Genomic DNA, 21850 nt, shown 5'->3' with positions numbered 1-21850 from the left:
GTCACTTTGTGAAAAATCGCACTTTTATCACTTTTTGCTTTTTTGCAGATATGATATTTAATGCCTTTCGGCAAACAATTGTAAAAATGAAACCCTATTTCTAAAAAAAATACATACACTCATTTCCTGTTTTCTCCATGTTGTGGCGCATGTGCGAAGTTAACATGGTGGGTAACTGATAATAATGAATTGCCTTCTTTGAGGATTCCGCCAACATGGCGAACTTTTTTATTAATCGCCCAATTTTTGCCTGGGTTATCGCCATTCTGTTGTGCCTTACAGGCCTGATGGCAATCATTTCTCTTCCCGTTGAACAATACCCCGATCTGGCTCCACCCAATGTTCGTATTACTGCGAATTACCCCGGTGCTTCTGCTAAAACCATGGAAAACACCGTCACGCAGATTATTGAGCAGAACTTAACGGGTATCGATAACCTGATGTATATGTCTTCGCAAAGTACCAGTTCTGGTCAGGCGATTATTACACTCAGTTTTCAGGCCGGAACCGATCCAGATGAAGCCGTGCAACAAGTCCAGAACCAGTTGCAAACTGCGATGCGTAAATTGCCCCAGGCAGTCCAGAACCAGGGGGTAACAGTACGTAAAACCGGTGATACCAATATTCTGACCATCGCGTTTGTTTCCACAGATGGCAGTATGGGTAAGCAGGATATTGCCGACTACGTCGCCAGTAATATTCAGGACCCGATAAGCCGTATTGATGGCGTGGGTGATATCGATGCTTATGGTTCCCAATACTCCATGCGCATCTGGCTCAACCCGGTAAAACTCAACAGTTACCAGCTCACTACCGCTGATGTGGTCAGTGCAATCACTTCCCAGAACAGCCAGATTGCAGTCGGGCAATTAGGAGGGTTACCTTCCCTCGACACGCAGGCGCTGAACGCTACGATTAATGCGCAATCGTTGTTACAAACCCCGGAACAGTTCAAAGCAATCACACTGAAAGTTAACCAGGATGGTTCAATGGTAACGCTCGGTGATGTCGCCAATGTTGAACTGGGGGCTGAAAGTTATAACTACCTGAGCCGTTATAATGGCCAGGCTGCATCTGGCCTGGGAATCAAACTGGCATCCGGTGCCAATGAAATGGAAACCGCGAAACGGGTGCTGGCTAAACTTGATGAGCTGGCTCCTTATTTCCCCCACGGTCTTGAATACCGTGTCGCTTACGAAACGTCATCATTCGTTAAGGCATCCATTACCGATGTTGTGAAAACGCTGGTAGAAGCAGTTTTCCTGGTGTTTTTGGTCATGTACCTGTTCTTGCAAAACTTCAGGGCAACGTTAATCCCCACCATCGCGGTTCCTGTTGTCTTGTTAGGTACCTTTGCTGTGTTGTATACCTTTGGATACAGCATCAACACACTCACGATGTTTGCGATGGTGCTGGCAATTGGGTTATTGGTTGATGATGCCATTGTCGTGGTGGAAAACGTCGAGCGTATTATGGCGGAGGAAGGGCTGTCTCCCAGAGCCGCCACCCGAAAATCGATGAAGCAAATCCAAAGTGCGCTGGTTGGGATAACCATGGTGCTTAGCGCAGTGTTTATTCCCATGGCGTTTTTTGGTGGTACTACTGGCGCAATTTACCGGCAGTTTTCCATTACTATCGTTACGGCCATGGTGTTGTCAGTACTGGTTGCGATGATTCTCACTCCGGCATTGTGTGCAACGCTGCTTAAACCGCTTTCTCAAGGGCATTCCCACGGGCAGAAAGGTTTCTTTGGCTGGTTCAACCGGGCGTTTACCAAAAATACCTTACGCTATGAGCGCGCTGTTGGCAGCATTCTGCAACACAGCCTGCGCTGGATGCTGCTTTATGTGCTGCTGATTGGCGCAATGGCTGTCCTGTTTTTACGGTTACCCACTTCGTTTTTACCCACTGAAGACCGGGGGATGTTCCTGGCTTCAGTACAGCTCCCCAGTGGTTCCACGCAGAACCAGACTCTGAAAGTGGTTGAGAAAATAGAGCACTATTTCCTGCATGAAGAGAAAAAGAACGTAACCTCTGTTTTCGCCACAGTTGGTGCTGGCCCGGGGGGGAATGGGCAAAACGTCGCGCGTTTGTTTATTCGCCTGAAAGACTGGGATGAGCGGGAATCCAAAGCGGATACCGCCTCTGCCATTATTCAGCGTGCGACAAAAGCGCTGTCCCATATTCGTGAAGCGCGTATTTTTGTGAATAACCCTGCCCCAATCAGTGGGCTGGGCAGCGCCGCCGGGTTCGATATGGAGCTTCAAGACCATGCAGGCACCGGCCACGATGCACTGATGCAGGCCAGAGACCAACTTCTTGCCATGGCCGCCAATAACCCGGACCTGGTGCGAGTGCGCCACAACGGGCTTGATGACAGCCCGCAACTGCGCATTGATATTGACCAGCGTAAGGCTCAGGCTCTGGGCGTTTCTGTCGATGACATCAACAGTATTTTGCAAACTGCCTGGGGTTCCAGCTATGTGAATGACTTTATGGATCGCGGGCGCGTGAAAAAAGTTTACGTGCAGGCCGAAGCCCAATATCGCATGCTACCTGATGACATTAACCAGTGGTATGTCCGCAACAGTAGCGGCGGTATGGTGCCATTTTCCGCTTTTGCCTCTTCCCGCTGGGAAACCGGCTCACCAAGGCTTGAACGCTATAACGGTTATTCCGCAGTGGAGATCCTCGGTGAAGCAGCACCGGGGGTCAGTAACGGGACGGCCATGAATATTATGGAAGACCTGGTGAGAAAACTTCCGGGTAATTTTGGTTTCGAATGGACAGCCTTGTCGTACCAGGAACGCCTGTCTGGTGCCCAGGCACCGGCACTGTATGGCTTATCTTTACTGGTTATCTTCCTGTGCCTGGCAGCACTTTACGAAAGCTGGTCGGTGCCATTCTCTGTCATGCTGGTGGTTCCGCTGGGCGTGATTGGCGCACTGGTTGCCACCTGGTTGCGAGGGCTGGAGAACGATGTTTACTTCCAGGTTGGGCTGTTGACTGTCATAGGGATATCCGCGAAGAACGCCATCCTTATTGTGGAATTTGCCAATGAGCGCAACGCCAACGGAGCAACATTGCTGGACGCTACTCTGGAAGCCTGCCGCCAGCGCCTGCGCCCTATTTTGATGACCTCACTGGCCTTTGTATTTGGGGTATTACCAATGGCAATCAGTTCTGGCGCCGGTTCTGCCAGCCAGCACGCTGTTGGCACCGGGGTGATGGGCGGGATGATTTCAGCCACCATTCTGGCTGTGTTCTTTGTTCCGCTGTTCTTTACGCTTATCCGGCGCCGCTTCCCACTGCCGCCACCTTATGAAGACTGACAGATAACCATTGAAGTAAAAAACAGAGCAACAAAAAGGCGACATTCAAGTCGCCTTTTTCATTTGATCGTTTGTTCGCTATAGCAGCGATGGACGATCACCACACTGCTTCTTCTTTAAAAACAGAAAGATTATTTACGCAACATGCCTGCGATAAAATCTTTCCAGTTCCCCAGTTCACGTTCAATCATAACAACCTCTCTTATAATTGACTTAATAATACAAAAAATTAACAATGATGTGAAGAAAATTTATCCAATTGCTGTGATAAGATTTTTCTCTGTTCGCCGGTGATTACCTTTGCGTCTTGCTAATAATATCGGCTTCTGATGAAAAACTTTATGTGACGCACCGCAATAATTGCGGTATGAAATGAAAAAAAAGGTGATCCAGATATGATTATTTTGACTGATAAAAATGATGCCAAAATTAATTGGCAAGAAGTGGCAGACCTTATTGAATCGGGAGGGTTAAATAAACGTAACCCTTCAGAGGTACAGCAGGCATTTATGCACAGCACCTTTACCTGGTTTGGTTTTGAAGCAGATAAACTGGTCGCGACCGCCCGTGCAATCAGTGACTTAACCTGGGCGAGTTATTTAGCTGATGTCGTTGTTTCCCCAGGTTTTCAGGGTACCGGATTAGGGAAGCAATTGATGCTGACGATTAAAGAAACCTTGTCTCCCTACGGCAAAACTTTCATTTATGCGGTGCCGGATAAAATTCCTTTTTATGAAAAGCACGGCTTTTGCGTATTGTTAACTGGAATGGTATGCGATAAGAGTGAAAATTTATTCAGTCTACGGAAGAATGGTTATATTCGGTAAATAGTTTGTCATGCTATTTGAATAACATGGTTAATTATTTTGATGGTAATGACAACAGAAAGTATTTCCGCATAATTCATCATTGCCATTATCAGCCAATAACATGGGAAAGCACATAATAACAATATATAAAAAGTGGTTATTGGTTTGCACTGGCACAAGGTAAGCCTGCTGCTCATGGTGATGGCTAACAGGTTGCTTTCACAGGAAACTGGCGCTGCGAATACCCTGCTGTGGCGGCGAACACAATGGCGGTTATTTAACCAACTTGTCGTTAAGCTATGGATCTGCCGCGGTGTGTACGGCATTATCAGCGGTTAGGTTTTTACCTGCGGGATAAAACAAAGCAGAAACATCAAATATAACAGGTGATACAGATTCATGGTAACCCCGGCAAACACGACAGCATTAATACTTTACGGCATTAAAAATTGCGACACGATTAAAAAAGCACGCCGCTGGCTGGACACACATCAGGTCGCTTATCAGTTTCATGATTACCGTGCAGATGGTCTGGACGACACGCTGCTGGATAGCTTCATAGCAGAACTGGGGTGGGAAGCGCTGCTGAATACCCGGGGCACAACCTGGCGTAAACTGGATGAAGCGCACCGGGCGTCAATTACATCTGCGGAAACTGCGAAACAATTGATGAAAGAAATGCCTGCCATCATTAAACGCCCATTGCTCTGCGCCCCCGGTAAGCCTATGCTGCTGGGCTTTAGTGAAGAAAAATATCAGCAGTTTGTGAGTGAGGTGTAGTGTATGTCCTGCCCGGTTATTGAACTGACTCAGCAACTTATTCGTCGCCCTTCCCTGAGCCCGGATGATGCCGGTTGCCAGGCGCTACTGACAGAAAGGTTGCGGGCAATTGGTTTTACAGTTGAGCCAATGAATTTTGGCGATACCGAGAATTTTTGGGCCTGGCGTGGCGAAGGTGAAACGCTGGCTTTTGCAGGGCACACCGATGTAGTGCCGGCAGGCGATTATGACCGCTGGATTAACCCACCGTTCGAACCAACCATTCGTGATGGCATGTTGTTTGGCCGCGGTGCGGCAGATATGAAAGGCTCACTGGCGGCAATGGTTGTTGCGGCTGAACGTTTTGTCGCCCAGCACCCCAATCATAAAGGCCGCCTGGCATTTATGATTACATCTGATGAAGAAGCCAGTGCCACAAATGGCACAGTGAAAGTTGTTGAGGCACTAATGGCGCGTAATGAGCGCCTGGATTACTGCCTGGTCGGTGAACCCTCAAGTAGCGAAGTGGTTGGTGACGTCGTTAAAAATGGCCGCCGTGGTTCCCTGACCTGTAACCTGACAATCCATGGCGTTCAGGGCCATGTTGCCTATCCGCATCTTGCGGACAACCCGGTACACCGAGCTGCGCCCATGCTCAATGAGCTGGTGAACATTCGCTGGGATGAAGGTAATGCGTTTTTCCCGCCCACCAGTATGCAGATTGCCAATATTCAGGCTGGTACAGGCAGTAACAACGTTATTCCGGGCGATTTGTTCGTGCAGTTCAACTTCCGTTTCAGCACTGAACTGACAGATGAAGACATCAGGCAACAAGTAACAGCACTGCTGGATAAACACCAGTTGCGTTACACCACGGATTGGTGGCTGTCCGGGCAACCTTTCCTTACCTCACGCGGTAAACTGGTGGATGCAGTAGTTAATGCCGTTGAACACTATAATGAAATTAAACCGCAGTTGCTGACCAATGGCGGTACATCTGACGGGCGTTTTATTGCACGTATGGGTGCCCAGGTTGTTGAACTGGGGCCGGTCAACGCGACCATTCATAAAATTAATGAATGTGTAAAAGCTTCAGACCTGCAGCTTCTTGCCCGCATGTATCAACGCATTATGGAACACCTGGTTGCCTGACCGCGCCAGCACTGAAAGAGGAACAAGCAATGGAATGGTTATCAAAATACTGGTGGATACTGGTACTGGTATTTTTACTTGGAGTGTTCATCAACGTTATCAAAGATTTGATGCGTGTTGATCACAAAAAATTCCTCGCCAATAAGCCTGATTTGCCACCACATCGTGATTGCAATGACAAGTGGGACGATGACGATAACTGGCCGGGTAAAAAAAGCAAATAACGTTATCAGCCCCTGTTCCGGCAGGGGCTGATGTTTTTTGCAGGCAACAATTTTGTGTCAACGCAACCCAATAACATCACTTTTACCGGGCGAAACGCTTAACGCATCGTCAAAGTAGCGGCGTGGGATGGTATAACGCAAATGATCCAGCGCGAACTTCATACTGCGTTCATCAATAGCGTGCCCAAGGTCATCAACAATATCCAACGTCACATCGCCACCAGCATGCAGCAATGCGACATAGCCTTGCTGTGCGGTACGGACTTCAACCACATCATCATATTCCCCATGAATAACCGTGGCTCACTCTTGAAGGACTTAGTCGAAAAATTGCAATTGCGCCAGCCAGGCTTTCAGAGTGTGGGCCTGGTTTTCGTCATGCCAGACGAGTATTTGCCCGGCCTCCAGCCGCTGACGGGACAGCAAAGCTTTGCGCCCGGCCAACCCCAGGTTACCGCACAGCACAGCGGCTGGCTGGCGCGACTGCAACTCACCTCGCAAAGCGGGCAATTCTAACGGGCAGATAGCAAGCACCCGCACCAGGCTCACAAGGCAGGACATTAACGGCCGGTATCCCCAGGCAAAGCCAGCAAGCTCGCGCCAGTCACCAGGTAACAGGTTGCGACCGGTATCCGGCTCACCAGGTAGCGGAAATGGCAGCCAGGGCTGCAAACAGGATAAATTGCGCGACAAGTGCCGGGCTTCATTTGCGGCCAGTGCTTCTCCTTCCTGCGTGAGCGGCAAAAGCGCCATTGCCGTATAACACCCACTACTGGCTTCAAGACTGGTTCCCATCCGCACCAGCCGGAAACCACAACGTTCCCAAAAGCGCCACAACGCCTGGGTATACCCAAAGCTGACAGACAGGTAATCACAACCGGCAGGTGCCTGGCGTTTTACTTCAGCAATCAATGCCTGCCCTACACCTTTACGCTGAGCACCGGGATAAACAGCAATACGAGATACCCGCCAGCCCGTTAACATTGCAGCCCGGGGAGAGCCACCATGTGCCGCCAGAGACTGCGCGACCAGGTTCCCGCGTGGGCGGCGGAATCCGGCCCATACCGCTTCACTTAGTTTTTGAGTTAACCCCCCTTCTGTAACCAGCCAGGCTGCTGCAATCGGTTTACCACCAATTTTTGCGGCAACCACATGCTGGCCCGGCGCGTCCAGTAACCGGCGTAAATCGAGGGGGGAAGTGCGGTAATGCGCACTGGACAATAACCGGTATACATCTGTCAGCTCGCTGGGTAAAACAGTGCCAAAAACTGGCGCAGGAAGCATCTCGCCAGAAACTGGCGTTGTACCTGTGCCCGATTCATCAAACAACAACAGGCTGGAGACAAACAGCTCCAGGGGGCAATCAGGAGCCCAGCGTACCGGCGTGTTCAGCACATAGCGGCGAGATGCCGGCAACTGGCTACAGAGTTTGAGGATAAAGCCCTGCCCGGTTCCTTCGTACCCCTGAACCGTACTGATTAGTAATACCCGTGAAAAACCCTCAATCATGGCGGCCAGTTGAGGCAAGGGAATGGCTGCGGCTTCATCCACCACCAGCCAGTCAGCATGCGGAGTTTTACCAGAGTGCATTTGCTCCAGTAAGCCATCCGGGGCAATAAACGCCAGTGGTTTATGAGCGTGCTCAGCCATAACATCCGTTGCCACTCGTGCCGGGGCAGTGACTAACACCGTGCCCTGCCAGGCACGAATCAGCATACCGGCAAGTGCCGATTTTCCCCGCCCCCGCCCGGCAGTCACAACAGCGATACCTGATGCCATCGCCAGCAATTCATCACGAATCGCTGCCTGCGTTTGCAGAGGCTCACCCTGTACAGGGTGCCAGCAGGCCAACGGGTACTGCGCCGGGAACACAGGAGCCTGCCCCTGATGCCACACCAGCATCTCCGCCGACTGGCTTTGCAGCACAGCAAGAAAACGGGCAACAAACTGTGGCGAAGCGGTGGGCTGCTGTTGGTCGTTCCAGCGTTGGCTGTCACAGTCAGGCCGGTTTGGCCAATCAGCAAAAGGTGGGGTCAGCATGACCAGCCAGCTGCCTGCACGCAAGGTACCGGCAAGAATGGCGAAGGCTTCGGCATCGAAACCCAAACGGGCGTCAAAGACCGCATGATGAAATTCCCGCCCTAATAACGCCCGGGCATTACGGGGGGGACAGGCCTGCGCCTGATTAGCTTTATCGCTCACCCATAGCCAGTCGCCCGGCAGGCAATGTTGCAGGTGAGCTGCCTGGCTTTCACTCCAGGAATTATCTCCTGCCAGCAACAGTAAACGGCGCTGGCCAGCACGCGCCATATGTTGCGTCAAAGCCAGCCAGTTATCTGTGGGAAAAAGATGTGCCACGAGCGATTATATCCGGGTGTTGCCGAATGTATTACATGTCGCGGGGTCACCACTTTTAAAACCGCGGTTAAACCAGGTATAACGCTGCTCAGAAGTACCATGAGTGAAGCTGTCAGGAATTACTCGCCCCTGGCTTTGCTGCTGCAGGCGATCATCACCAATAGCTTCGGCTGCGTTCAGCGCTTCCTGGAGGTCTCCGGCTTCCAGAACACCTTCTTTTTGCATCGCATGGCCCCAAACGCCTGCAAAGCAGTCTGCCTGCAACTCCATTTTCACCGACAGGCGGTTTGCCTCAACTTTTGTGGCGTGCTGCTGCAACTGGCGCACTTTAGCTTCCACACCCAGCAGTTTCTGCACATGGTGGCCTACTTCATGAGCAATAACATACCCCTGAGCAAAATCCCCTCCGGCACCCAGTTTATGTTTCATATCGTCATAAAACGAGAGATCGATATAAACAGTGGTATCTGCCGGGCAGTAAAACGGCCCCATAACTGACTGCCCGGTCCCACAACCAGTGTGTGTGGCCCCCCGGTACATCACCAGGCGCGGCGGTTGCCAGTTTTTACCCATTTGTTTGAACAGGCCTTGCCATGTATCTTCTGTGGTAGCCAGAATAACCGAAGTAAATTTTGCGGCTTCATCCTGTTTGGCACTGGGGCGTGTTGTTTGCTGTTGAGCCGGTTGATACACCGGTTCACCGGTTATCAATGCAGTAAGATCGACACCGTAATACCCTGCCACACCGACCAGTACCAAAATAACCAGGCCGCTTTTCCCCCGGGGCAAACGCATGCCCCTGCGCTGATACGCAGAACTGCGTTGTTGATTACGCCTGTCTTCTACGTTATCGCTCTCGCGACGCCCTTGCCAACGCATAACATCCCCTTTTGGTGCGTATGAGATAACAAGATCCTGGATTATTTGGCCGGTGATTACCACTGAAAATAGACCAGGAAAAGGAAATGAACGGAGGGAAGAGCGCGTCAGGCAAAGCAGGCCAGCACAAAACGGTGTACCAGCCTGCAACGGAAACGATTGCGTGGTTAGTCTAAATTAACACCCAGACGGTGTGCGACTTCTTCATACGCTTCAATCAAACCACCCAGGCTTTGGCGGAAACGGTCTTTATCCATTTTGTCCAGAGTATTTTTGTCCCACAGACGGCTACCATCTGGTGAAAACTCATCACCCAGTACAACCTGGCCTTTGAACAAACCGAACTCCAGTTTGAAATCGACCAGAATCAGCCCGGCGTCATCAAACAGCTTTTTCAGGACGTCGTTGGCTTTGTAAGTCAACGCTTTCATCTGAGCCAGATGTTCTTTGCTCACCCAACCAAATGTTTCGCAATAAGATTCGTTCACCATCGGGTCATGCATGGCGTCATTCTTAAGAAACATGTCGAACAGCGGTGGATTCAGTTCAATGCCCTCTTCAATACCAAGGCGTTTTACCAGAGAGCCAGCGGCACGGTTACGCACAACACATTCAACAGGAACCATATCCAGTTTTTTCACCAAACACTCAGTGTCGGACAACAGCGCTTCCATCTGGGTTGGAATGCCCGCTTCTGCCAGTTTGGTCATAATGAAATGGTTGAATTTGTTATTCACCATACCTTTACGATCGAACTGTTCAATACGCGCGCCATCCCCTGCTGACGTATCATTGCGGAACTCGAGTACCAACAGATCCGGATTCTCGGTGCTGTATACGGTCTTCGCTTTGCCACGATACAACTCAGCTTGCTTTTGCATCTTTAATTACTCCAGGTTTAACGACCACTGAGTGGCCTGATGATGTTGAGCCAGGTAGCCAGACTCTTAACGCGAAATCAAGATACAAAGGGCCGGATAAACCGGCCCTGTGAATTACTTATTAAATGCGGCCTGGAAAACCGCCACCAACGCATCGTTTTGCGACTGCGTAAGTATGTGCCCTTTCGGGTCAGTAAACTGCAGGCTGCTGCGGTTATCTAAATCACCCACCTGGAGTTTGTAATCCCCGGAAGGCAAGTTTGGATCCCGTGCACCCAGTTCACGCCATGCGCTGTCAGAAACAGGTTTATACGTCACAGACAGGTTCCCCTGGGAACGCGTTCTGTCTGTTACTTTCATCCCTATTTTTTCCAGTGCGGCGGGCAGTTTATCCCAGACCATGTTGAATGGCGCACGTACCACCAGCATCGGTAACCCGGTATCATCGGCGCCGCTCTGGACATCGATTTCCCGAATCCCATGGTTGTTGGCATTCAATTGCGCATTCTGAGATTTATCAACACCCTCAGCGATATTATTCAGCATTTCAGTGCTGTAACGCTGCATAGATGCGGCATCTGCAACTGGCTTTTCATTTTGCTCAAGGTTAAGCAGGCGGACAACAACAGCCTGTTGGTAACCTTGTGGTTTCACGCTGATTTGATAGCGACCACGATATTGTTCGTCTTCATCGGCACGATTCCACTGAACCCAGTCAGTAGTCAGGGTCTTGCTCGCATCATCACGCTTCATAACCGGGTAATTATGAGCCAGAACCGCGCTGACTACCTGCGCCCACAGTGCGTTATCGCTACCACGTTCCACTAATAATGTGGCTGTATCACCCGTAAACTGAGTACGCGCACCATTCACCAGCGCCAGTGGCTGTGCTGGTGGGCGAATATCCAGAGCCAGGCCTACGGCCCCTTTGCCACCACCAGGCGGAATGGTGTAATCACCGCTTTCAATCGGCAAAATCATGCCCGATGGCGCGTGCAATTCAGCAAGTGGTGTGGCGGAGAGGTAAGCCTCATTGCCATTTACCTGGCGTTTATAACGGGAATCGGAACTACAGGCTGCCAACAGCATAACCAGCGAAAGGCTGACAACTTTGGCGACCTGCGATTTCTGTACTGAATAAGCCATCAAATCTCCCTAACGTTACAGCAAACCGGCATGTTTGAGTGCGTTGGTAATGACCGGGACACTGGCATCTGTCAGTGGTGTCATTGGCAAACGCATCGTGTCGGTTGCTACAAGCCCCAACTCCTTACAGGCCCATTTCACCGGGATTGGATTGGGTTCTACAAATAATTTATGGTGCAACGGCATTAAACGTTTATTGATTTCGCGCGCCTGCGCAAAATGACCTTCGGCAGCCAGACGGCAAACATCCGCCATCTCGCGCGCCGCAACGTTAGCTGTTACGGAAATCACACCATCACCACCAAGTTGCATAAAATCCAGTGCGCTGGCGTCATCACCACTTAACAGGATGAAATCATCCTGAACCAGGTCTTTGATCTGGTTAACGCGACTTAAGTTCCCGGTTGCTTCTTTAATCCCGATGATATTTTTTATTTTAGACAAACGCGCTACCGTCTCTGGCAACATGTCGCTCCCGGTACGGGACGGCACATTATACAGAATTTGCGGCAAACTCGTATTTTCAGCGATAGCTTTAAAATGCTGGTACATACCTTCCTGAGTAGGACGGTTGTAATAAGGCGTGACTGTCAGGCAGCCAACAACGCCAGAATCGTTAAAGCGTTGCGTTAAAGAGATGGCTTCAGAAGTGGCATTGGCACCTGTACCTGCAATAACCGGTATACGGCCATCAGCCAGTTCCAGTGTCAACATGACGACATCACCATGCTCATCATGACTCAGTGTGGCTGATTCGCCAGTCGTCCCTACTGAAACAATCGCCGACGTTCCGTTATCGACATGATAATCAACCAGTTTTTTCAGGCTTGACCGACAGACATTACCTTTAGCATCCATCGGTGTAATAAGCGCAACAAGACTTCCCGTGAACATTGCCCATCCTCTCCGCAAACAAGTGCGTCAATGGTACGTTTTGTAATGTCAGAAAAGCAAGCGCACAAAGGCTTATGCGCGGTTGTACACAGGTTTTTTTTGTGCTTTCCTAATGTAACTCCATCGTTTCGCAGGAAGATTCCGTTTGACGCCTTCATCACAACATTATCTGGTCATCACAGCATTGGGTACGGATCGCCCAGGGATCGTGAACACAATCACCCGCCATGTCAGCAGTTGCGGCTGTAATATTGAAGACAGCCGGCTGGCAATGCTGGGCGAAGAGTTCACTTTTATCATGCTGCTTTCTGGCTCCTGGAACGCCATTACGCTCATTGAGTCAACCCTGCCGTTGAAAGGGGCCGAGCTGGATTTACTGATTGTGATGAAGCGAACGGTCGCTCACGACCGCGAAGCGATGCCATCAACCGTGTGGGTTCAGGTGGAAGTAGAAGACTCACCGCATATTATTGAGCGCTTCACCGCTTTATTTGATGAATGGCACATGAATATTGCTGAACTGGTCTCCCGCACCCAACCTGCACAGGATAATTTGCCGCCACAGTTATATATTCAAATTACGGCGCACAGTCCGGCGTCGCAAAATGCATCAGAAATCGAGCAGGCATTCAAAGACCTGTGTACAGAACTCGATGCACAAGGCACTATTAACGTGGTGAATTACCAACAGCAAGATGAATAAAGACGGAGAGTCGTAATGAACCCACTGAAAGCCGGTGATACCGCACCGAAATTTAGTTTGCCTGATCAGGATGGCGAACAAGTAAATTTGACCGACTTCCAGGGACAGCGTGTTCTGGTCTACTTCTACCCCAAAGCTATGACACCAGGATGCACCGTTCAGGCCTGTGGCCTGCGCGATAACATGGATGAATTAAAACAATTCAATGTTGAAATTTTGGGCATCAGTACAGATAAACCAGAGAAGCTTTCACGCTTCGCAGAGAAAGAACTTCTGAACTTTACGCTGCTCTCTGATGAAGACCACCAGGTTTGTGAGCAATTTGGGATCTGGGGAGAAAAGAGTTTCATGGGGAAAACCTATGACGGCATACATCGCACCAGTTTCCTGGTTAATGCCGACGGTGTTATTGAGCATGTATTTGATGATTTTAAAACCAGTAATCACCACGACATCGTGCTGGGCTGGTTGAAAGCCAACAGCTGATAGCTGATTCCTGCCTTCTGGCTCTGAATAATATAAAGCCGGCGGTATGCCGGCTTTTATCATAGTTACGCGAACGTGCAGTTATGCGAGCCCTGCTCACCCGTTGCTGTTTCAGGACAACCTGTCCTCACGGCTGACACTTTCCGGCCACGCATGGACAACCGCTTTAATTAACGTTGCCAGCGGAATGGCGAAAAATACGCCCCAGAAGCCCCACAACCCACCAAAAATAACCACCGAAAGAATAATAACCAGTGGATGTAAGTTCACCGCTTCTGAAAATAATACCGGCACCAGTAAATTACCATCGAGTGCCTGAATAATCAGGTAAGCAACGAAACAACTCCAGAACTCTGTGCCCAGGCCAAACTGGAACATCGCCACCCCAACCACTGGCACAGTAACAACAAACGCGCCGATATAAGGGATCAGCACAGATACCCCAACCAACACAGCGAGGAGCAGCGAATAATTCAGCCCAAATAACAGGAAGCAAATATAAGACACCACCCCGACAATCACCATTTCCACCACTTTACCGCGAATGTAATTGGTGATTTGCTGGTTCATTTCTATCCATACCTGGCCTGCCAGCCCACGGTTTTTTGGCAGAACCCGGCGTACCGCGTTAATCATCTGGTCTTTATCTTTCAACAGGAAAAAAACCATTAACGGCACCAGTACCAGATAAATGGATAATGTGAGTAACCCCACTAATGAAGCCAGCGAAAATTTCACGACAGAATCGCCCACCGTAATCATCCTGGCTCGCAAGTTTTCCGCCATCGCATCAATAATACCGGCATCCATTAACGCCGGATAACGCTTGGGCAATGTCGCCGCGTAGTCCGACAACTTATTGAACATGCCTGGCATGTCGCGGATCAGGTTTATACCTTGCTGCCATGCCACCGGCCCAACAAAAAAGACCATCAGCAGCAAAATCCCGGCAAAGAGAATCAGCACCACAGAGGTAGCCAAACGGCGTGAACACCCCATGCGTTCAAGGCGTGTTGTGGGCCACTCCAATAAATAGGCGAGCACAATGGCAACCAGTAGAGGTGCCAGCAAACTATGAAAAAAGAATAAGATCCCAAAACCGAAAACCAGAATTACCAGCAATGCAATCGCTTCCGGGTCACTGAACCGGCGCCGATACCACTGCATTAACATTTCGAGCATAGTTTTCTTCCCTGTCCTCATTAGCAAAGCATCTGGCGAATTGTATCTAAATGTCACAAAAAAGACTTCGTTTTTTGTTTCTTTGCGCGGCGCGATATTCTTTATATATCGATACAGTAGTGTTATGTAATTGCTCTTGTTACCGTGGATGACTGTGCGATACTGCAGGCGCCATCTGTAAGGTGGCACAGGTAAAGCAGAAGACCTGATTACACCATAACAACAGGAAGAGAGTTATGTTCAGTGTGTTAAAAAAATCATTGGTTGCATCGCTGATGCTCAGCACGCTTGCCGGGCAGGTTGCTCCGGCATTTGCCAGTGGTACCGATGATTTGCCAGATATGGGCACCTCAGCGGGCAGCACATTATCAATCGGCCAGGAAATGGAGATGGGGGATTACTATGTCCGCCAGTTGCGAGGCAGTGCACCGCTTATCAACGATCCGCTATTAAGCCAGTACATTAACAAGCTGGGGATGCGTCTGGTTTCACATGCAAACTCAGTAAGAACGCCATTCCACTTCTACTTAATTAACAGCGATGAACTCAACGCCTTCGCATTTTTCGGCGGCAACGTTGTTCTGCATTCTGCCTTATTCCGTTTTTCAGATAACGAAAGCCAGTTAGCCTCTGTCATGGCGCATGAAATTTCCCACGTCACACAACGCCACCTGGCGCGTGCCATGGAAGACCAGAAACGCAATGCTCCTCTCACCTGGGTGGGAGCATTGGGCTCTATTCTGCTGGCAATGGCGAACCCTCAGGCAGGTATGGCAGCACTAACCGGTACCCTGGCTGGCGCTCAGCAGGGCATTATCAGCTTCACACAACAAAATGAACAGGAAGCTGACCGTATTGGTATTCAGGTGCTGCAACGCGCAGGTTTCGACCCACAGGCAATGCCTGCTTTTATGGAAAAATTGCTCGACCAGTCGCGTTATGCATCACGCCCGCCTGAAATTTTACTGACTCACCCATTACCCGAAAGCCGCCTGGCCGATGCGCGTAACCGTGCTAACCAAATGCCTCATGTCGTAGTGCACTCATCAGAAGATTTCTACATGGCGAAAGCACGTGTATTAGGCATGTATAATTCCGGGCAAAATCAGCTAACCAGTGACCTGCTGGATACCTGGTCAAAAGGGAATATTCGCCAGCAACATGCGGCGCAGTATGGGCGTGCAATTTTGGCACTGGAAGCCAGTAAATATGCTGATGCCAATAAACTTTTGCAGCCGCTATTGTCTGCTCAACCAAACGACCCCTGGTATCTTGATCTCGCGACCGATATAGACCTTGGCCTGAAAAAAAATACCGAAGCCATAGCCAGGTTACAAAAAGCACCCGATTTACGTAACAACCCTGTGCTCCAGCTCAACCTGGCAAACGCGCTTATTCAGGCCGGGCAGAATGAGCAGGCCGCGCAAATGTTGAACCGCTATACCTTCAGCAACCCCGACGACACCAATGGCTGGGATTTGCTGGCTCAGGCAGAGGCGGCGCTTGGTCACCGTGACCAGGAACTGGCGGCACGGGCAGAGAACCTGGCTCTCACCGGCAAAATAGACCAGGCCATCACAACTCTCAGCTCAGCGAGTTCACAAGTAAAACTGGGTAGCCTGCAACAACAACGCTACGACGCGCGTATTGACCAGTTGCGCCAGTTGCAGCAACGTTTTCGGACATATGAAAAGAGGTAACACAGCACAATGAAACCGGCAGTCACTATTTATCACAACCCGCGTTGCTCCAAAAGCCGTGAAACTCTGGCATTGCTGAAAGAAAAACAGATTGAACCAGAAGTGGTGCTTTATCTGGATACACCACCTTCTGCCAGCACAATAAAAACGCTGCTAAGTCAGTTAGGTATGGACAGTGCCCGCCAGTTAATGCGCACGAAAGAAGCACTGTATAAAGAACTTAATCTTGCTGATGAAACCAGTGAAGATGCGTTGATTGACGCCATGACCAGGCACCCGAAGTTAATTGAGCGCCCTATTGTGATTAGCAACGGGAAAGCCCGGCTGGGCAGGCCGCCTGAACAAGTGCTGGATATTATTTAACAGAGAGTAACGCAGTGCCTGGCGCTGCGTTTTCACACTGGTGCAGCTGTGCGCAGTGCTGGGGTTCCTGTTCGAAGTACAACCGTTCAAAACGCGACAGCTCGCAATACTACGGCTTGAAGTACTACGGTTTGAAGTACTATGGTTTGAAATACTGCGGTTAGTAATACTACAGATTGAGAATTTCTTTAACGAAAGGAATTGTCAGCTTTCTCTGTGCAGTAATAGAGGCTTTATCCAGATGATCCAGTGTCTGGAACAGCGTTCGCATTTCCCGGTCAAGGCGTTTAAGCAGAAAACGGCCTACGTCTTCGGGTAATTCAAAACCACGCAACCGCGCCCGCAATTGCAAAGCCTGCAGTTTATCTTCATCAGAAAGTGGTTGAAGCTTGTAGATTTGCCCCCAGTCCAGGCGTGAGGCAAGGTCGGCAAGTTGCAGGTTAAGTTGGCGTGGAGGGCGGTCACCCGTAATAAATAAACGCGTTTTGCCAGATTCCAGAATTCGGTTATACAGGTTGAAAATCGCCATTTCCCACAATGCATCACCGGCTATACACTCAATATTATCTATGCAGACCAGTGAAAGTTGCTCCATGCCGTCCAGTACTTCCGGCACAAACCAGGTGCGTTTATCCAGCGGGACATACCCAACCGCTTCACCACGCTGAGAAAGCTCAGCACATGCAGCGTGCAGCAAATGGCTGCGCCCGCCACCTTCTCGTGACCAAAAATAGATATACCCGCTATGTTCCTGCCGCAGCACATTTTGTACTGCTGCTAACAAAGAAGGATTATCACCCGGCCAGAAACTCGCGAAAGTTTCATCGTCAGGAAGATAGAGAGGCAAAGAGAGCTGTGCCGGCGTGTTCAGAAGGACCTCAGTTTGGGCTTACCAAAAAACAGATGCAGTGTAACACAGAAACACATGGTGAATGAACCGGGCAGCACAGGGCTGCCCGTTATCATATCAGGACTTCGCCGGGGCGTTATCATCGCCACTTTCGTCTTCAATAACTTCTTCCGGGCGTAACACAGAGATTACTTTAAAAATCAGGCTCAGGCAGACACCAACAATCGTTGCCAGCGCCATCCCTTTTAGTTCAGCCGCACCAATGTGCACTTTCGCGCCACTCACCCCGATAATCAAAATCACCGCAGTCAGAATAAGGTTTTGCGCTTTACTGTAATCCACTTTAGATTCAATCAGCACACGGATACCGGATGCGCCGATTACGCCGTACAACAGCAGTGAAACACCCCCCATTACGGGAACAGGTATGATTTGAATCGCTGCCGCCAGTTTACCCACGCAGGACAGCAGAATCGCGAACACCGCAGCACCGCCAATAACCCAGGTGCTGTAAACACGGGTGATAGCCATCACACCAATGTTTTCACCATAAGTGGTGTTAGGTGTGGAGCCAAAGAACCCGGAAAGGATGGTGGATAACCCATTTGCCAGCATTGAACGGTGCAGACCCGGGTCACGAATCAAATCTTTTTTGACGATATTCGCAGTCACAACCAGGTGCCCGACATGCTCAGCAATAACTACCAGCGCAGCAGGTAAAATGGTGAAAATCGCAAACCACTCAAACTTGGGAGTATAAAAAGTTGGTAAGGCAAACCAGTGGGCTTCACGAATTGCAGTGGTATCCACAACCCCCATAGCAAATGAAAGTGCGTAACCCGCAAGCACACCAATCAAAATTGGGATAATGGCGAGAAAACCGCGAAACAGCACTGACCCAAGGATAGTTACCGCCAGAGTTGTGACAGAAATAATCACAGTGGTGCTGTCTGCGGGTTTACCATCCGCAGGTAATAACCCGGCCATGTTGGCTGCCACACCAGCAAGCTCCAGCCCGATAACGGCAACAATTGCCCCCATTGCAGCGGGTGGGAACATCACATCCAGCCACCCTGTCCCGGCTTGTTTCACAATCAGCGCGACAATACAAAACAACACGCCGCACATAATGAAGCCACCCAGAGCCACTTCATAGCCTAAAGGTAACAACAGCAGGACGGGGGAAATAAATGCAAAGCTAGAACCCAGATATGCCGGGATTTTTCCTTTACAGATAAATATATAGAGCAGTGTCCCCACGCCATTGAACAGCAAAACGGTTGCCGGATTAATATGAAACAGAATAGGCACCAGCACGGTTGCGCCGAACATGGCGAACAAGTGCTGTAAACTAAGGGGGATGGTCTGCAACAACGGTGGTCTTTCGCTCACCCCGATAGCGCGGCGCGTCATAGTGTGTTCCTCAGTGATGTTATGTTGTGTAATAGCGTGGTGATTTCACCAAAAAAAAGCCGACTCATTAGTCGGCTTATTGAATAATTATTTCGTTCCAAAAATCTTATCGCCCGCGTCACCAAGACCGGGAATAATATAACCGTGCTCGTTGAGCCCCTTGTCAATGGATGCGGTGTAAAGCTCAACATCCGGATGCGCTTTCTCCAGCGCCGCAAGGCCTTCTGGCGCAGCCACCAGCACCAGCACTTTAATACTGTGGCAACCTGCTTTCTTCAACAGGTCAATTGTGGCAATCATCGAACCACCCGTTGCCAGCATCGGGTCAACCACCAGCGCCATACGTTCGTCAATGTTAGACACCAGCTTCTGGAAATAAGGAACCGGCTCCAGTGTTTCTTCATTACGGTAGATACCGACAACACTGATTCGGGCACTGGGCACATGCTCAAGCACGCCTTCCATCATGCCAAGGCCTGCACGCAAAATAGGTACAACGGTGATTTTCTTACCTTTGATTTGCTCAACAGCCACCGGGCCATTCCAGCCTTCAATGGTAACTTTCTCTGTCTCTAAATCGGCTGTTGCTTCGTAAGTCAGCAAACTACCCACCTCAGAGGCCAACTCCCGAAAGCGCTTGGTGCTAATATCATGCTCACGCATCAGACCCAGCTTATGTTTGACGAGTGGGTGTTTCACTTCCACAATCTTCATACTCTTTCTCCCCCAGACAGGTAGCAGCCACAAAAAAAATCGCCGGATTATACCGCTTTTTCTGAACGGTTCCACCTTTCACTCCCCGTTAAGGCTTGATCGGGATCAACTGCGGTGGAATTGCCCGGCAGCAAAGATTTCTGCATTCAGGTTTCAGAATAGGCTCGCAAACGTTTGCCTGCACTGTTAGAATTGCCGCGATTTTTAGCGCACTACCCGGAACACGCCACATTTGTACGCGCAAGCTTGCCTGAATGCTGGCCTGGGTAGCGCACCAACCGCAACCGCGTGGGGACTTAGCAGTGACCGACAAAACCTCTCTCAGCTATAAAGATGCCGGTGTTGATATTGACGCAGGTAACGCTCTGGTCGACCGAATCAAAGGTGTCGTAAAAAAAACCCGCCGTCCTGAAGTTATGGGGGGTTTGGGCGGATTCGGCGCACTGTGCGCTTTGCCACAGAAATATCGTGAGCCTGTACTGGTTTCCGGGACTGATGGTGTTGGCACCAAACTGCGTCTGGCGATGGATCTTAAACGCCACGATGCCATTGGTATCGATTTGGTTGCTATGTGTGTGAATGACCTGGTAGTACAAGGTGCAGAACCCCTGTTCTTCCTTGATTACTACGCTACAGGTAAGCTGGATGTAGATACAGCTTCTTCCGTTATCACAGGTATCGCTGAAGGTTGTCTGCAATCTGGCTGTTCACTGGTTGGTGGCGAAACGGCAGAAATGCCGGGTATGTACCACGGTGAAGATTACGATGTCGCTGGTTTCTGTGTTGGTGTGGTAGAAAAATCAGAAATCATTGATGGCAGTAAAGTGGCTGACGGCGATGTGCTGATAGCGCTGGGTTCCAGCGGCCCGCACTCCAATGGCTACTCACTGGTACGTAAAATTGTTGAAGTCAGTGGTTGCGACCCGTTAACCACTCAACTGGAAGGCAAACCTCTGGCCGACCATTTACTGGAACCAACACGCATCTACGTTAAACAAGTACTGGAATTAATCAGCAAAGTTGACGTGCATGCCATTGCCCACTTAACGGGTGGCGGGTTCTGGGAAAATATCCCACGCGTACTGCCCGACAACACTCAGGCGGTTATCAATGAAGCCTCCTGGCAGTGGCCTGCTGTGTTCAGTTGGTTGCAACAGGCTGGTAATGTCAGCCGCCATGAAATGTACCGCACCTTTAACTGTGGTGTGGGAATGGTGATTGCCGTTGCTGCCTCAGATGCCGCAAAATCTCTGGAACTGCTGCGCAACCTTGGTGAAAACGCCTGGGAGCTTGGTGCAATTAAAGCATCCAGTGATGAACAGCGTGTGGTCATTGCGTAATGAAAAAGATTGTGGTGCTGATTTCCGGTAATGGCAGTAACCTGCAGGCCATTATTGATGCCTGTAACCAGAACAAAATCAACGGCACCCTTTCTGCTGTTTTCAGTAATAAAACCAGTGCGTACGGGCTAACCCGTGCCAGTGAAGCGGGCATTCCGGCTTTTTCTCTCGACCCAAAATCGTTTGAAAGCCGGGAAGCTTTTGATAACGCTTTGATGGCGCAAATTGATGCTTACCAGCCTGATGTCGTTGTGCTGGCCGGGTACATGCGTATTTTGAGCCCGGCCTTTGTAAGCCACTATCTGGGCAAAATGGTCAACATCCATCCGTCATTACTACCTAAGTACCCGGGGCTGCACACTCACCGCCAGGTACTGGAGAATGGTGATAAAGAGCACGGAACTTCCGTGCATTTTGTCACCGAGCAGCTTGATGGTGGCCCGGTTATTTTGCAGGCGAAAGTTCCGGTTTTCGATGGCGATGATGAAGAGATTATTGCCGCGCGGGTTCAGGTTCAGGAACATGCTATTTACCCACTGGTCATTAACTGGTTTCTTTCAGAACGCCTGGTGATGCACAGTAACCATGCCTGGCTCGATGGCCAGCGCCTGCCTGCTCAAGGCTATGCAGGTGACGAATAATTACCTGGCAGAGGTGCAGCTTTC

At 50.0% G+C, this 21850-nt stretch carries 21 protein-coding genes and 1 pseudogene; 11 read left to right on the top strand and 11 right to left on the bottom strand.

The window, feature by feature from the left end; genetic code table 11:
- Positions 1-215: 215 nt before the first annotated feature.
- Positions 216-3332, top strand: coding sequence for a multidrug efflux RND transporter permease AcrD (acrD, locus tag DES37_RS09260; protein ID WP_110025623.1), 3117 nt, complete (start codon positions 216-218; stop codon positions 3330-3332).
- A 131-nt stretch (positions 3333-3463) separates the two neighbouring features.
- On the opposite strand, the gene ypfM is transcribed toward acrD, so the two are convergent.
- Positions 3464-3523, bottom strand: coding sequence for a protein YpfM (gene ypfM, locus DES37_RS09255; protein ID WP_110025756.1), 60 nt, complete (start codon positions 3521-3523; stop codon positions 3464-3466).
- A gap of 204 nt (positions 3524-3727) precedes the next feature.
- On the opposite strand from ypfM, the gene DES37_RS09250 reads away from it, so the two are divergent.
- From DES37_RS09250 to DES37_RS09230, 4 genes are all read left to right on the top strand, one after another.
- Complete coding sequence (locus DES37_RS09250; protein WP_110025622.1) at positions 3728-4159, top strand: GNAT family N-acetyltransferase; 432 nt, start codon at positions 3728-3730, stop codon at positions 4157-4159.
- Positions 4160-4540: 381 nt separating this feature from the next.
- Positions 4541-4921 (top strand): ArsC family reductase, encoded by a 381-nt coding sequence (locus DES37_RS09240; RefSeq protein ID WP_110025620.1) that lies wholly within the window; start codon positions 4541-4543, stop codon positions 4919-4921.
- A 3-nt stretch (positions 4922-4924) separates the two neighbouring features.
- Positions 4925-6052, top strand: a complete 1128-nt coding sequence (gene dapE / locus DES37_RS09235; RefSeq protein WP_036116280.1) for a succinyl-diaminopimelate desuccinylase — start codon at positions 4925-4927, stop codon at positions 6050-6052.
- A gap of 29 nt (positions 6053-6081) precedes the next feature.
- Positions 6082-6276: a YpfN family protein gene (locus DES37_RS09230; protein ID WP_036116284.1), complete on the top strand. Its 195-nt coding sequence runs from the start codon at positions 6082-6084 to the stop codon at positions 6274-6276.
- A 57-nt stretch (positions 6277-6333) separates the two neighbouring features.
- Here DES37_RS09230 and DES37_RS09225 read toward each other — a convergent pair.
- The 6 genes and pseudogenes from DES37_RS09225 to dapA form a co-directional block, all read right to left on the bottom strand.
- Positions 6334-6573, bottom strand: a pseudogene (locus DES37_RS09225) (esterase); the annotation flags it as partial.
- A gap of 21 nt (positions 6574-6594) precedes the next feature.
- Positions 6595-8634 (bottom strand): tRNA(Met) cytidine acetyltransferase TmcA, encoded by a 2040-nt coding sequence (locus DES37_RS09220; RefSeq protein ID WP_342768393.1) that lies wholly within the window; start codon positions 8632-8634, stop codon positions 6595-6597.
- 6 nt (positions 8635-8640) lie between these two features.
- Positions 8641-9513 carry a KPN_02809 family neutral zinc metallopeptidase gene (gene ypfJ / locus DES37_RS09215; protein WP_036116293.1) on the bottom strand — a complete coding sequence of 291 codons (873 nt, stop codon included), beginning with the start codon at positions 9511-9513 and terminating at the stop codon, positions 8641-8643.
- A gap of 167 nt (positions 9514-9680) precedes the next feature.
- Positions 9681-10394 (bottom strand): phosphoribosylaminoimidazolesuccinocarboxamide synthase, encoded by a 714-nt coding sequence (gene purC, locus DES37_RS09210; protein WP_036116295.1) that lies wholly within the window; start codon positions 10392-10394, stop codon positions 9681-9683.
- 114 nt (positions 10395-10508) lie between these two features.
- Positions 10509-11540 (bottom strand): outer membrane protein assembly factor BamC, encoded by a 1032-nt coding sequence (bamC, locus tag DES37_RS09205; RefSeq protein ID WP_110025618.1) that lies wholly within the window; start codon positions 11538-11540, stop codon positions 10509-10511.
- 15 nt (positions 11541-11555) lie between these two features.
- Positions 11556-12434: a 4-hydroxy-tetrahydrodipicolinate synthase gene (dapA, locus tag DES37_RS09200; RefSeq protein WP_110025617.1), complete on the bottom strand. Its 879-nt coding sequence runs from the start codon at positions 12432-12434 to the stop codon at positions 11556-11558.
- A gap of 145 nt (positions 12435-12579) precedes the next feature.
- Between dapA and DES37_RS09195 the strand changes: the two genes are divergently transcribed.
- Together DES37_RS09195 and bcp are read left to right on the top strand one after the other, a co-directional pair.
- Positions 12580-13137, top strand: a complete 558-nt coding sequence (locus tag DES37_RS09195) for a glycine cleavage system transcriptional repressor (RefSeq protein WP_036116300.1) — start codon at positions 12580-12582, stop codon at positions 13135-13137.
- A 15-nt stretch (positions 13138-13152) separates the two neighbouring features.
- Positions 13153-13623 carry a thioredoxin-dependent thiol peroxidase gene (gene bcp / locus DES37_RS09190; protein ID WP_110025616.1) on the top strand — a complete coding sequence of 157 codons (471 nt, stop codon included), beginning with the start codon at positions 13153-13155 and terminating at the stop codon, positions 13621-13623.
- 111 nt (positions 13624-13734) lie between these two features.
- Here the strand turns inward: bcp and DES37_RS09185 are convergent, their stop codons facing one another.
- Positions 13735-14805 carry an AI-2E family transporter gene (locus DES37_RS09185; RefSeq protein ID WP_110025615.1) on the bottom strand — a complete coding sequence of 357 codons (1071 nt, stop codon included), beginning with the start codon at positions 14803-14805 and terminating at the stop codon, positions 13735-13737.
- Positions 14806-15041: 236 nt separating this feature from the next.
- Here DES37_RS09185 and bepA point away from each other — a divergent pair, with 236 nt between their 5' ends.
- Complete coding sequence (gene bepA, locus DES37_RS09180) at positions 15042-16505, top strand: beta-barrel assembly-enhancing protease (RefSeq protein WP_110025614.1); 1464 nt, start codon at positions 15042-15044, stop codon at positions 16503-16505.
- A gap of 9 nt (positions 16506-16514) precedes the next feature.
- Complete coding sequence (gene arsC / locus DES37_RS09175; protein ID WP_110025613.1) at positions 16515-16868, top strand: arsenate reductase (glutaredoxin); 354 nt, start codon at positions 16515-16517, stop codon at positions 16866-16868.
- Positions 16869-17037: 169 nt separating this feature from the next.
- On the opposite strand, the gene DES37_RS09170 is transcribed toward arsC, so the two are convergent.
- The 3 genes from DES37_RS09170 to upp form a co-directional block, all read right to left on the bottom strand.
- Positions 17038-17739: a DnaA inactivator Hda gene (locus tag DES37_RS09170; protein WP_072007010.1), complete on the bottom strand. Its 702-nt coding sequence runs from the start codon at positions 17737-17739 to the stop codon at positions 17038-17040.
- A 96-nt stretch (positions 17740-17835) separates the two neighbouring features.
- Complete coding sequence (gene uraA, locus DES37_RS09165; RefSeq protein ID WP_036116313.1) at positions 17836-19131, bottom strand: uracil permease; 1296 nt, start codon at positions 19129-19131, stop codon at positions 17836-17838.
- 87 nt (positions 19132-19218) lie between these two features.
- The gene (upp, locus tag DES37_RS09160; RefSeq protein ID WP_036116314.1) at positions 19219-19845 is read right to left on the bottom strand and encodes a uracil phosphoribosyltransferase; all 627 of its coding nucleotides are present in this window, start codon (positions 19843-19845) and stop codon (positions 19219-19221) included.
- A 302-nt stretch (positions 19846-20147) separates the two neighbouring features.
- Here upp and purM point away from each other — a divergent pair, with 302 nt between their 5' ends.
- Both purM and purN read left to right on the top strand, forming a co-directional pair.
- Complete coding sequence (purM, locus tag DES37_RS09155) at positions 20148-21185, top strand: phosphoribosylformylglycinamidine cyclo-ligase (RefSeq protein ID WP_110025754.1); 1038 nt, start codon at positions 20148-20150, stop codon at positions 21183-21185.
- Positions 21185-21826: a phosphoribosylglycinamide formyltransferase gene (purN, locus tag DES37_RS09150; protein ID WP_110025612.1), complete on the top strand. Its 642-nt coding sequence runs from the start codon at positions 21185-21187 to the stop codon at positions 21824-21826. The genes purM and purN overlap by 1 nt, the downstream gene beginning before the upstream one ends.
- Positions 21827-21850 lie beyond the last annotated feature (24 nt).

This window comes from Mangrovibacter plantisponsor (assembly GCF_003182475.1).
Lineage (GTDB): Bacteria > Pseudomonadota > Gammaproteobacteria > Enterobacterales > Enterobacteriaceae > Mangrovibacter > Mangrovibacter plantisponsor.
This window is presented reverse-complemented; position numbering and strand designations above follow the sequence as displayed.